Here is a 12,470-nt window from a genome sequence, read left to right on the forward strand (position 1 = left end):
AGCGGCACGTCGCCGCCCGAAACGATGGCATCTAGTCGTGCTTGACGACGATGGTCTTGACCACGGAGAGGTCCTTCAGCGCCTCGAAGCCTTTCTCGCGGCCATGGCCGGACTTCTTCATGCCGCCGAAGGGAAGCTCGATGCCGCCGCCTGCGCCATAGGCGTTGACGTAGACCTGGCCGGCGCGGACCTTGCGGGCGACGCGGGTCGCGCGATTGGCGTTCTGGGTCCACACGCCTGCGACGAGGCCGTAATCGGTGCCGTTGGCAAGCGCCACGCCGTCCGCCTCGTCCTCGAACGGGATGACGGAGAGGACTGGCCCGAATACTTCGTCGAGCGCCAGCGCATTGTCGCGCGGCACGCGGCCGAACATTTTAGGCGCGACATAGTAGCCGCCTTCGGGAACGCCATCGGCGATGCTGCCCTCGGCGATCACCTCGATGCCGTCATTGCCGGCATTGCCGCAGAAACGCTCGACGCGGCGCTTCTGACCGGGATTGATGACCGGGCCGAGGTCGAGGTCCATGTCCGGCGTGCCGGCGGTGAGTTTGGCGAACCGTTCGGCGACGGCGCCGACGATGCGGTCATAGCCGGATTTTTCGACCAAGAGACGCGAGCCGGCCGAGCAGGTCTGGCCGGCATTCTGGACGATGGCGTTGACGAGCGAGGGCAGCGCCGCATCGAGATCGACATCGGCGAAGACCACCTGAGGCGACTTGCCGCCCAGCTCCAACGTGCAGCCGATATGGTTCTTCGCCGCCGCGATCTGCACCATCGTGCCGACTTCCGGGCTGCCGGTGAAGGACAGGAAGTCGAAGCCGCGATGGGCGGTGAGCGCCGCGCCGGCCTCTTCGCCGGTGCCCGGCACGATGTTGATCGCGCCTTCCGGGAAACCGACTTCAGCGGCCAGTTCTGCCAGCCGCAGCGGCGTCAGGCAGGCATCTTCCGCCGGCTTCATCACGATGGCGTTGCCGACCGCGAGCGCCGGGCCGAGCGTGCGGCCGAACATCTGCGCGGGATAGTTCCAGGGAATGATCTGTCCGGTGACGCCGTGCGGCACGCGCTCGGTCAGCGCCAGATAGCCGTTGAGGAATGGGATCGTGTCGCCATGCACCTTGTCGGCGGCGCCACCATAGAACTCGAAATAGCGCGCGCAGGCGACGATGTCGGCGCGGGCCTGCTTCAGCGGCTTGCCGCAGTCGAGCGCTTCGAGCGCGGTGAGTTCGTCGGCATGATCCTCGATCGCGCGCGACAGCTTCAGGAGAAGCCGCCCCCGCTCGACGGCGGTGAGCCGGCCCCATGCGCCTTCCTCGAAAGCGCGGCGGGCGGCCTTGTAGGCACGGTCGACATCGCCCGCGCTGCCGGCCGCGATGCGCGCGACGACGGCGCCGGTCGCCGGTGCGTAGACGTCGACCGTCCCGCCCGTTTCGTTCGCGTGCCATTTGTTGTCGACGAAGATGCCCTTGGCTTCCATGATCTGGCCGGCGGCGGGTTTGGACTGGATGTTCATCAGTGAACGGCCTCCACGAGTTCGGACTGCTGGATCTCACCGCGCTCGATCGTGACGATCCGCTCGGCGAAACTCTTGAGCAGGCCCGGATTGGATTCGGTGATGATCAGGGACAAGGACCTGTCCTGATCGCGCAAGGCCCGCAGGGCCTCCGCATAGCGATTGGCGAGAACCGGGGCTAGGCCCTGAAAGGGCTCGTCGAGTAGCACAAGCTTGGTGCCGAGCATCAGCGCGCGGCCGAGCGCCACCATCTTGCCCTGTCCGCCCGAAACCGAGCCGGCGGGGCGAGGGCCCATCTCCTTCAACTCCGGCAGGATCGAATAGACGCGGTCGAGCCGGCGCTTGGTCTCGTCGCCCGACAGATTGGCAACGCGCGCGGGCAGGCGGATGTTCTCTTCCACCGTGAAGGCGGAGAAGAGGCGCCGATCCTCCGGCGCGTAGCCGATGCCGAGGCCGGGACGCTCATGCGCGGGGACCTTGTCGATCGCCCTGCCGTCGAGCACGATGTCGCCTGTCGAGGCGACGAGACCCATCGTCGCGCGCAGCGTCGTCGTCTTGCCGGCGCCGTTGCGGCCGACGAACGCGACCGTCTCGCCATGGCCGACCGACAGGTTGACGCCGCGCAGGATCGGCGTCGAGGCGATCGAGACGTGAAGGTTCTGCAGGTCTAGCATGATCAGCTCCCGATCACGGTGCGGATAACTTCGGGGTCGGTCAGAACTTCGTCCGGCGGGCCTTCCTTCTGGATGCGGCCCGAACTCCACACCGCGACGCGATTGGCGTAGCGCGAGACCATTTCCATGTCGTGCTCGACGAAGACGGAGGTGACCTTCTGCGCCCGCAAGGCGCCGATCAGCGTGTCCATGATGGCGAATTTCTCCGACGAGGCGACGCCGGAAGTCGGCTCGTCCATCAGGAGAACGGCAGGTTTCAGCGCCAGCGCCAGCGCGATGTCGACAAGCTTGCGCTTGCCTTCGGGAAGTTCGGAAGCGACGCGGTCCTTGACGTCGGAACAACCGACCTGCTCCAGGATCGCCTCGGCTTCGGCGCGCTGGGGAATGTCGGCAAGGCGCGTGAACATGCCGAGCCGGCCCGCCCGGGACGCCGACGCCAGAAGCATGTTCTCCAGCACGGTCTGCTCGGCGAAGAGCTGCGGAATCTGGAAGGCGCGGGCAATGCCGAGCCGCGTGATGGCGCGGGGCGAGGAACCGAGCAGCTCCCTGCCCTTGAAGCTGACGCGGCCGGCCTGCGGCTTCAGATAGCCGGTGCAGATGTTGAGGAAGGTGGTCTTGCCGGCGCCGTTCGGGCCGATGATGGCGAGATTGTCGCCCTCGAAGACGTCGAGCGCGACGCCGTCGGCCGCCACCACGCCGCCGAAGCGGATCTCGATGTCGCGTGCGGACAAGAGCGCGTTCATCGCACCGCCTCCTTGGCTTCGCCGAGCGGGCTCGGCTTCTCCCTGGTCCGCCGGCCGCGCCAGCGATTGCCGACATTGACCAGCGAACCGACGATGCCCGCCGGCGCGAACAGGATGATGCCGAGCAGCATGAGGCCGAGCGTGAGCTGCCACGTGTCGCCGAGATAGGCGGCGGCGGTGACGCGGATGAACTCGAACGAGAACGACCCGGCAAGCGCGCCCAGCACCTGCCCCGCACCGCCGAGGATGGCGACGAAGACGAATTCGCCGGAGCGCGTCCAATAGGCGTAGTCGGGCGTGGCGATGCCCTGGAAGACGCCCACCAGCGCCCCGCCGACACCAGCAAGCGCGGCCGAGGCGACATAGACGACGAGCAGCGTGCGGCGCGGCGAGATGCCGAGATATTCGACCCGCGTCTCGTTGCTCTTGATCGCCTTCATCGCATGCCCGACCGGGCTGTCCATCAGTCGCCAGGCGCCGAAGATGGCGAGCGCGAGAAGGGCGAGGGAGACGTAGTAGATGCCGAACTCGTAATTGGCGCGCGACATCTCCCGACCCAGCAGTGTGGGACGCGAGATGCGCAGCCCGTCCGACCCGCCGGTGATGTGGATGAACTTCTCCAATAGGGAAAACAGCACCATCGAAAAGGCGAGGTTGAGCATGGCGAAGAAGATGTAGCGGTAGCGCACGACGAAGATGCCGACGAAGAGGCCGGCGACCACCGATGTGGCGAGCGCGGCGAGAAGCAGCAGGAAAAGCTCGCCCCCGCCCCCCATCCAGCGGCCGACGAAGCCGGCCGTATAGGCGCCGATGGCGAAGAACATCGCATGGCCGAACGAAACCTGTCCCGCCTGAAGCAGAAGGATGATGCCGATTACCGGCAGCGCCTTGGCGAAGACGATCGTCAGGAACGCGTCCCATTGCGGGAAGACCAGCGGATTGAGCGCGGCGAGGAGAACAATCGCAGGAAAGATCACGCGCATAAGCATCAGATCTTCCTCGCCGTCGTCTTGCCGAAGAGACCTTCGGGCCGGATTAGGAGAACGAGGACCATGATGAGGTAGGGCATGACGACCTCGAATTCGGGCGCGAAGAACACCGCCATCGACCGGCCGAGCCCGATGAGCAGCGCCGCGATGGCCGCACCCTCGATCTGGCCGAGACCGGCGGTCGCCGCAACGGCGAAGGACAGCACGATCATCTCCGCCCCCATGCCCGGCAGGACGGAAGTGGTGGGTGAGGCGAGCGCGCCGCCGAGCGAGGCCAACGTCACGCCGATGACGAAGGTGAGGAAGAACACGCGCCGCGCATTGATGCCGATCGCCGTCGCCGCCTCGCGGTCCTCCGTCACGGCGACGATGACCGAGCCGGCGAGCGTGTAGCGCAGGAAGAAGCGCAGGCCGAACAGTACGGCGAGCGCGACCAGCGGCAGGAACAGCGTCTGGTAGGCGGTGTAGGTGATGCCGGCGACATTGACATTGCCGAGCTGGCGCAGCGGGTCGGAATAGAAATAGGGCTGCACGCCCCAGACGAGGCGCTGGACGTTTTCCAGCATCATGAAGACGGCGAAGGTGACGAGAAGCTGCAGCGTCTCCTCGTAGCCGTAGATGCGCTGGAGCAGAAACCGCTCCATCAACCCGCCGACCGTGATGCCGACGACGGCAGCGGCGACGATGAACATCGGAAAGGCGAGCCAGGGCGACAGGCCCATGCCCGCCATGGCGATGCCGAGGCTGGCGGCCGCGTAGGCGCCGAGCGCGTAGAACGAGCCATGCGCCACGTTGAGGATGCGCATGACGCCGAAGACGAGCGTCATGCCGACGGCGACGAGGAAGACGAGCGCCCCGTAGGCGATGCCGTCAAGCGCGGCGAGAACGAGAATCTGCAGGGACATGGGCCGTTCGGGGCCTTTGCACAAGTGAGCGGGAACGATGCGGCCGCCGCGCCTTCGCATGCGGGGATGCGATGGCGCGGCGGTTGGGGAGGACTATTCCTCGTGCTTGTATTCGCTCGCCTCGGTCTCGATGAAGGACGCGTCGAGCGTGCCGATCCATTCGAGCGAGTTTTCGCCGGGCGGCGCCATGATGCCTTCCGCATCGAAGATCATCATGTCATCGATGATCGGGAAGTCGTAGCCCTCGACGGTGCGCGACACGCCCATCAACTGCGCTTCGAGCGCCTGGTTGTCCTCGCGGATCGTGAGCGGACGTCCATAGCCCTTGAATTCGAGCCCTTCCATCGCCGCAATGACCTGGGCGCGATCCGGGAAGGCGCCGCCATTGCCCTCGGCCGCCTTGTCGTAGGCCGCCTGCAATGCGGCGAAGGCCTGCGCCATGTGGAACACGGAGTAGATCGGGTAGGCGCCCGTCTTCTCCCTGAACTTGTCGACGAAGACCTTCATGTCCTCGTCGTCCTTGGTTTCAGGATGCAGGAAATAGTGGTCGCCGCGTGCGCCGACGATGACGCCGTCCGGCAGAACGCCGCCCAGGCGCTGGATCGACGATTCGGCCAAAGGCAGGACAAAGGTCGAGTTGTTGAAGAGACCGCGCTGGTTGGCCTGCTGCACGAAGGTGTCGAGATCGCCGCCCCACGAGGTCGACAGGATGACGTCCGGCTGGGTGGCGAGAAGGCGAGAAATCTCGGCCGAGAAATCCGGTGCGCCGAGGCGGGGGAAGAGCTCGGCCACGATCTCGACTTCGGGCTTCAGCTTCTTCAGCGCCGCCGAGAACAGCTCCCAGCTATCGCGGCCCCAGGCATAGTCCTGGTTGACGACGGCGATCGTCTCGAAGTCTGGCTTGGTCTTCAGGAGATAGAGCAGCGCCGCCATCATCTCGGGCGTCGCATTGGCCTGCGTGCGGAAATTGTAGGTCGATTCCTCTTCCTCGAAGATGCGCTGCGTGCCGCAATCCCAGAGGATGTTGAGGACTTCGAGATCTTCCATCAGCGGCGTCAGGTTGATGCAGTTGCCCGACGAGATCGAGGCCATCATCACGTCGACGTCCTCGTCCTGGACGAGGCGGCGCACTTCGGTCGTCAGCGCCTCGGCGCCCGCGCCTTCGTCGACGAAGAAGAGCTGCACCTGCGCGCCCAGGATACCGCCGGCGGCGTTGATATCCTCGACAATCATCTGCGCCGCGGCCTGGGCCGGCACGCCGAACACCGACGCTGCGCCCGAGGTGAACGTCGTGATGCCGATCTTGATGTTTTCCGGCGCGTCCTGCGCCATTGCGGGTTGTGCCACGGCAAGCGCGAACGCGGCTGCCAGCGACGATAGGACGAGTTTGCCTTTCACGAATTCCTCCCAGAATTTGCGACGGCGCATCTGCTGCGCACGTTCCTCCACTTCAGGATCGTTCCCGGTTTGAAATTGGAACGCAAAGACAGATTTGCTTGAATCGCTATAACGGCTTCTTATGGCGGACGCGACGTCGCCCCCATGCCTGGCTTATGGCTTCCATATCGCTTTCCTATTGGCGCCGGGCGCCGTGAACGGCAATCCTGCGCGTCGGCACTAGGGAGGGACATCATGGCCGCCGTCACATCAGGATCGACGACACGCACACGCGCGACCGTGCTGCGCAACGCCCCCGCAACGCGCCCCTATGCACAGTCCCGCCCGCTGTCGGTCGAGGAGATCGAACTCGACGCGCCGGGCCCCGGCGAGGTTCTCGTCGCAATCAAGGCGGCGGGGCTTTGCCATTCGGACCTGTCCGTCATCAATGGCGACCGGCCAAGACCGCTGCCGATGGCGCTCGGCCATGAAGCGGCCGGAATCGTCGAAGAGCTCGGCGAAGGCGTGCGCGACCTCGAAGTCGGCGACCATGTGGTGATGGTGTTCATGCCGTCATGCGGCCATTGCGTCCCCTGCGCGGAAGGCCGGCCCGCGCTGTGCGAACCGGGGGCGGCGGCAAACGGTGCCGGTACCTTGCTGGGCGGAGCGATTCGGCTCAGGAGCCACGGCCAACCGATGTTCCACCATGTCGGCGTTTCGGCATTCGCCGGACACGCCGTCGTCTCGCGCGCCTCGCTGGTCCGCATCGATAAGGACATCGCCTTCGAGCATGCCGCGCTTTTCGGCTGCGCGGTGCTGACAGGCGTCGGTGCGGTCGTCAACACGTCAGGCCTCAAGGCCGGTCAGTCCGTCGCGATCGTCGGCCTCGGCGGCGTGGGGCTCGCCGCCCTGCTGGGTGCACGAGCCGCCGGTGCCTCCATCATCGTCGCAGCCGACCTGATGCCGGAAAAGCTGGCGCTGGCCCGCGAACTCGGCGCCACCCACACGGTCGATCCGCGCGACGAGGCAGCAATGGAGCACATCAGGACCACCACGCGCGGCGGTGTCGACGTGGCAGTCGAACTCGCCGGCTCCGTGCCTGCCCTCGAATTTGCCTACCGCATCACCCGGCGGGGCGGAACGACGGTGACCGGCGGGCTCGCCAATCCGGCGAGCCGGGTGTCGATCCAGCAGGTCTCTCTCGTCGCCGAAGAGCGGACGCTCAAGGGCAGCTATATCGGCAGTTGCATCCCCTCGCGCGACATTCCCCGCTACATCGAGATGTTCCGGCGCGGCATCCTGCCGGTGGACAGGCTCATGTCCGGCACCGGGCCGCTCGAAGCCATCAACGAGGCTCTGGACGAGCTCGAAGCTGGCCGGGTCATCCGCTACGTCTTCGTGCCTTGATGCCGGTGATCCGGCACATATCTAGCCGGCGAACGATCTCGCGATGATGATCTTCTGGATATCGGAAGTGCCTTCGTAGATCTGGCACACCCGCGCGTCGCGATAGATGCGCTCGAGCGGGAAATCGGCCATGTAGCCATACCCGCCAAAGGTTTGCAGCGCCCCCGAAATGACGCGCTCGGCGGCTTCGGACGCAAACAGCTTCGCGATCGCCGCTTCGGTGAGGCACGGCTCGCCGGCATCCTTCATCCGCGCCGCATTCAGAACGAGCTGGCGTCCGGCTTCGATCTGCGTCCGCATGTCGGCGAGACGGAAGCCGACCGCCTGATGCTCCATCAGCGTCTTGCCGAAAGAGCGACGCTCCGCGGCATAGGCGACCGCGAGATCGAAGGCGGCCTGCGCCATGCCGACCGATTGGGCGGCGATGCCGATGCGACCCGTCTCGAGGCTCGACAAGGCGATGCGGTAGCCCTCGCCCTCGGCACCGATCCGGTTTTCCTCCGGTATCTCCAGGCCCTCGAACCGAAGGGAGCAGGTGTCGGAACAGCGCTGGCCAAGCTTTTCTTCGACTTTCGCAACGATATAGCCAGGCGCGTCGGTCGGTGTCAGGAATGCAGTGATGCCGCCCTTCGGCCCGGCATCTTCCATGCGGGCGAAGAGGATCGTCCAGCCGCCGATCTTTCCCGACGTGATGAATTCCTTCGTGCCGTCGATGACGTAGCGGTCGCCCGTCCTTCTGGCGCGGGACTTGAGCGAGCCGGCATCCGAGCCTGCCTCGGCCTCGGTGAGCGCAAAGGCGCCGATGAACGCACCCGCCGCTGCGGGGCGCAGCACGCGCTCCTTCTGGTCGGCATTGCCGTATCGCTGCAGGATCGCGTTGAACGGTGCATTGTGGACGCTCATGACCGTCGAGATGGCGCCGTCACCGGCCGCGATCTCCATCAGCGCGAGCGCATACGACACATAGTCGGCGCCCACGCCGCCATCGGCCTCGGGAACGGTCATGCCCATGAAACCGAGCTCGGCAAGGCCCGCAACGATTTCGGACTCGATCGTCTTGTCGCGATCGCGCTGTGCCGCGCCGGGCGCCAAGACCTCGCGCGCAAAGGCTCGCGCGGTATCGCGGATCATCGTCTGTTCGTCGGTCAGGATCATCAGACATCTCTCATTCGCCGGTAAAATCCGGCTTGCGCTTGGACAGAAAGGCAGTGACGCCTTCGCGGAAATCCGCCGTTCGCGTGCCCGCCAGAAAGGCCGCGCGTTCGGCTTCGAGATGTTCTGGGAGCGGCCGCTCGAGGGCCTGGTCGGTCAATCGCTTGAACTGGCCGAATGCCCGTGTCGGTCCACTGGCGACCCGTCCCGCTATCTCGTCGGTCGCAGAATTCAGCTCGCCGGCCGCAACGACGCGGTTGACGATGCCCGCGGCAAGCGCCTCGCCGGCATCGAGCGCCTCGCCCAGAAACATCAGTTCCGCCGCCCTCGCCCGCCCGACCTTGCGCGGCAGGAACCACGTCCCGCCGCAATCCGGCGACGATCCGACCTTGTCGTAGGCGACGACGAAACGCGTACCTTCTTCGGCGATCACCAGATCCGCATTCAGCACCAGCGAAAGCCCGGCGCCGGCCGCGACGCCCTTCACCGCTGCGATGACCGGCGCATCGATCGCCCTCAGGCGCAGGAGCGCGGGGTGAAGCGCATCGAGAAGGGCGTTGACCACTTCGGCCGAGCGGGTGAAATCCGCGCCGAACGCGGCGACGTCGCCGCCCGCAACGAATGCCCTCCCCTCGGCGGCAAGGATGACGACGCGCACGCCGCCCGCCCGCGCCACATCTTCGACGGCGTCGCGAAACGCCTTGGCAAGCGGCACGTCCAGCGCATTGAGGACGTCGGGTCGGTTGAGGACGAGACGGACGATACCCGCGGCGTCGTTTCGTTCGACCCTTACAAGCTCGCTCATCTGTTCCTCGCTCGATATCCAGGCCGCACAGGCACCGACGAACCTATTCTAGGGAATGGCGGCCGGGTCAAGCCGCGCGGCCCCGGCAACCGCCGCCCACTCTTGACAGAGGCCGCGATTCTTGGCCCCTAGCGTCAGCAGGAAGCGGGAATTATGGCACAGAAAAAGGCCCATGAAGTCGACGGTTGGCTGGCGCGGCCGCAGGGCGCGTTTCCGGTCGTGCTGATCTATGGTCCCGACCGGGGGCTCGTTTCCGAACGCGCCACGCTTTACGCGCGCCAGGCCGGGTTTCGGCTCGACGATCCGTTTTCCGTCACACGCCTCGACGCCGGCGAGATCGAATCCGACCCCGGGCGTCTCATGGACGAGGCCAATACGGTGGCGATGTTCGCCGACCGGCGGCTGATCTGGATCAAGGGCGCCGGCACGCACAAGGCGCTGGGCGCATCGCTGAAGGATTTGTGCGCAAGCCCGCCGGAGGCGACGACCATCCTCGTCGAAGGCGGCGACCTGAAGAAGGGCGCACCCGTGCGCGCAGCAGTGGAGCAGGGTTCGGCCGGAATGGCGCTGCCCTGCTATGTCGACCAGGCGCGGGCGATCGAGGGCGTGATCGACGAGGTCCTGGGAAGGGACGGCATCACCATTGCGCCCGACGCGCGTCAGGCCCTCAAGGCTTCGCTTGGCGGCGACCGGCTCGCCACCCGATCGGAGATCGAGAAGCTGGCGCTCCATGCCGGTCGCGACGGCCGGATCGAGCTCGCTCACGTCGCTGAGATCGTCGGCGACGTTTCGGCAAAGTCCCTCGACGACGCGACCGATGCCATTCTGGCAGGCGATGTCGCCGGCTTCGACCGCGCTTATTCGGGCTGGGTGAATGCGGGGAACGCGCCGTTCCAGCTCGTCTCAGCGGTGATGCGGCAGTTTCAGCAACTCGAGATGCTGCGTGCAGCGGTGGATGGTGGCGCAAGCGCATCGTCGGCAGTCGCAGCGGTGCGGCCACCAGTATTCTTTAGCCGACGAGACAACGTCGAGAGGGCAGTTCAGAAGTGGACGTCGTCGTCGATCGCGCGCGGGCTCGAAAGGCTGCAAGCAACGGTTCTTGCCATGCGAACTCGATCGCAGCTCGATGAGCCGACCGCCCGCCAAGCAATGCTGGCACTCGCCATCGAGGCCCGGCGCCTGCGATAGGCGAGCCGGGTGTTTCACGTGAGTCCGGTCAGTGACGTTGCAGACGGTGGCAGATCGTGTCGAGTTGCTCGAGGCTCGAATAGCGTATCTTGATGTCGCCGCCACGCTGGCCGTGCGTGATGGAAACCTTCAGACCCAGCGCATCGGACAACGTCTTTTCGAGCGCGATCGTGTCGGCATCTTTCTCGGCCGCTGCATGCCGCTCGGCCTTGGCCGATTCCTGTCTGGCAGGCTGCTGCGCCAAGGCCTCCGCTTGTCGCACCGACAAGCCCTCATCGACAATCCGCCGCGCAAGACCGGCCGGGTCGAGCGCCGTCACCAGCGTGCGCGCATGGCCCGCCGACAGCGAGCCGTCGGTCACCAGCGATCGGACGTGATCGGGGAGTTTGAGGAGGCGCAACGTGTTTGCAACATGGCTCCGGCTTTTGCCGATGACTTGGCCGAGATCGGCCTGTGTGTACTGGTGCTCATCGATAAGCTGCTGATATCCTTGCGCTTCCTCGACCGCATTAAGATCTGCGCGCTGGACGTTTTCAATGATGGCAAGCTCGAGGGCAACCCGATCCGTCACGTCCCGAATGACGATCGGTACGGCCGCCAGCCCCGCGCGTTGCGCCGCCCGCCACCGGCGCTCGCCGGCGATGATCTCGTAGTGTCCGTCCGGCATCGTCCGCACGACGACGGGCTGAACGATCCCATGCTCGCGGATCGACTGGGTCAGATCTTCAAGATCGCTTTCCGCAAAGCTGCGCCGCGGATTGCGCGGGTTGGGCGACACGTGCTCGATCGGCGCCGAGCGATCCGCACGAACCGACATTTGCTCGGAAGGCGCCGCCGGCCTGTCGAGATCGCCGATGAGCGCGGCCAGGCCGCGGCCAAGCCGCTTTCGGGACAGATCTTCGTTCATCTCGCTCTCCCTTTAAGCGGCGCGCAATACGCGTTCGCGCCGGATTACTTCCGACGCCAATTGCAGATAGGCCTGACTGCCGGAACATTTGAGATCGTAGAGGATCGCCGGCTTTCCATAGGACGGCGCCTCGGAGACGCGCACATTGCGAGGGATCACCGTCTCATAGACCTTGTCACCCATATGGCTTCGCACGTCCTGAACGACCTGATTTGCGAGATTGTTGCGACCGTCGAACATCGTCATCACGATGCCCTGGATCGTCAGCCGAGGATTGAGGTTAGCCCGAACCTGGTCGACCGTATGCAGCAACTGGCTGAGACCTTCGAGCGCGAAGAATTCACATTGGAGCGGGACCAGCACCGAATCGGCTGCGGCCATGGAGTTGAGCGTCAGAAGGTTAAGAGACGGCGGGCAATCGATAAGAATATAGTCGAAGGACCCCGAGCCGCCTTCCGCCGATTGGATCGCTTTGCGCAGGCGCAGGGCACGGTCCGGCGCGGACGAGATTTCCATCTCGACTCCGAGAAGGTCGAGCGTTGATGGCACGACCGACAGTCCTGGAACGGCAGTCTTGACTGCGGATTGCGCGATCGTCGCCTCACCGATCAACAAATCATAGGACGAAATCTCGCGCTCGGCGCGTTCAATACCGAGGCCGGTGCTCGCATTTCCTTGCGGGTCAAGGTCCACGATCAGTACGCGCTCACCGATTGCAGCGAGAGCGGTCGCGAGATTGATCGCGGTTGTCGTCTTGCCGACACCGCCCTTCTGATTTGCCACCGTGATGATCCGTGGCTGCGATCCCACCAT

At 65.4% G+C, this 12,470-nt stretch carries 12 protein-coding genes; 2 read left to right on the plus strand and 10 right to left on the minus strand.

All coding sequences use genetic code 11. The annotated features are described in order from the left end of the window. Positions 1–31 precede the first annotated feature (31 nt). From ACT6QU_RS07110 to ACT6QU_RS07135, 6 genes are all read right to left on the minus strand, one after another. The gene (locus ACT6QU_RS07110) at positions 32–1,510 is read right to left on the minus strand and encodes an aldehyde dehydrogenase family protein (protein WP_444563488.1); all 1,479 of its coding nucleotides are present in this window, start codon (positions 1,508–1,510) and stop codon (positions 32–34) included. Further along, positions 1,510–2,184: an ABC transporter ATP-binding protein gene (locus ACT6QU_RS07115; protein ID WP_444563489.1), complete on the minus strand. Its 675-nt coding sequence runs from the start codon at positions 2,182–2,184 to the stop codon at positions 1,510–1,512. The genes ACT6QU_RS07110 and ACT6QU_RS07115 overlap by 1 nt, the downstream gene beginning before the upstream one ends. Positions 2,185–2,186: 2 nt before the next feature. Next, positions 2,187–2,927, minus strand: a complete 741-nt coding sequence (locus ACT6QU_RS07120; RefSeq protein ID WP_444563490.1) for an ABC transporter ATP-binding protein — start codon at positions 2,925–2,927, stop codon at positions 2,187–2,189. Continuing rightward, positions 2,924–3,916 carry a branched-chain amino acid ABC transporter permease gene (locus ACT6QU_RS07125; RefSeq protein WP_444563491.1) on the minus strand — a complete coding sequence of 331 codons (993 nt, stop codon included), beginning with the start codon at positions 3,914–3,916 and terminating at the stop codon, positions 2,924–2,926. Before ACT6QU_RS07125 ends, ACT6QU_RS07120 begins: the two co-directional genes overlap by 4 nt. Next, a complete protein-coding gene (locus ACT6QU_RS07130; protein ID WP_024588227.1) occupies positions 3,916–4,821 on the minus strand; it encodes a branched-chain amino acid ABC transporter permease in 906 nt (301 codons plus the stop codon). Before ACT6QU_RS07130 ends, ACT6QU_RS07125 begins: the two co-directional genes overlap by 1 nt. A gap of 93 nt (positions 4,822–4,914) precedes the next feature. Next, entirely contained in the window at positions 4,915–6,219 is a 1,305-nt protein-coding gene (locus tag ACT6QU_RS07135; protein WP_444563492.1) for an ABC transporter substrate-binding protein, read from the minus strand. A 234-nt stretch (positions 6,220–6,453) separates the two neighbouring features. Here ACT6QU_RS07135 and ACT6QU_RS07140 point away from each other — a divergent pair, with 234 nt between their 5' ends. Further along, complete coding sequence (locus ACT6QU_RS07140) at positions 6,454–7,605, plus strand: zinc-dependent alcohol dehydrogenase family protein (RefSeq protein ID WP_444563493.1); 1,152 nt, start codon at positions 6,454–6,456, stop codon at positions 7,603–7,605. Between the two features lie 21 nt (positions 7,606–7,626). Here ACT6QU_RS07140 and ACT6QU_RS07145 read toward each other — a convergent pair whose 3' ends face one another. Next, a complete protein-coding gene (locus ACT6QU_RS07145; RefSeq protein ID WP_444563494.1) occupies positions 7,627–8,760 on the minus strand; it encodes an acyl-CoA dehydrogenase family protein in 1,134 nt (377 codons plus the stop codon). A 10-nt stretch (positions 8,761–8,770) separates the two neighbouring features. Beyond that, complete coding sequence (locus ACT6QU_RS07150) at positions 8,771–9,562, minus strand: enoyl-CoA hydratase-related protein (protein WP_444563495.1); 792 nt, start codon at positions 9,560–9,562, stop codon at positions 8,771–8,773. A 153-nt stretch (positions 9,563–9,715) separates the two neighbouring features. Here ACT6QU_RS07150 and holA point away from each other — a divergent pair, with 153 nt between their 5' ends. Further along, entirely contained in the window at positions 9,716–10,750 is a 1,035-nt protein-coding gene (gene holA / locus ACT6QU_RS07155; protein ID WP_444563496.1) for a DNA polymerase III subunit delta, read from the plus strand. A 28-nt stretch (positions 10,751–10,778) separates the two neighbouring features. On the opposite strand, the gene ACT6QU_RS07160 is transcribed toward holA, so the two are convergent. Both ACT6QU_RS07160 and ACT6QU_RS07165 read right to left on the minus strand, forming a co-directional pair. After that, positions 10,779–11,657 (minus strand): ParB/RepB/Spo0J family partition protein, encoded by an 879-nt coding sequence (locus tag ACT6QU_RS07160; RefSeq protein ID WP_444563497.1) that lies wholly within the window; start codon positions 11,655–11,657, stop codon positions 10,779–10,781. 12 nt (positions 11,658–11,669) lie between these two features. Next, positions 11,670–12,470, minus strand: coding sequence for a ParA family protein (locus ACT6QU_RS07165; protein WP_444563498.1), 801 nt, complete (start codon positions 12,468–12,470; stop codon positions 11,670–11,672).

This window comes from Aliihoeflea sp. (genome assembly GCF_052435475.1).
Lineage (GTDB): Bacteria > Pseudomonadota > Alphaproteobacteria > Rhizobiales > Rhizobiaceae > Aliihoeflea.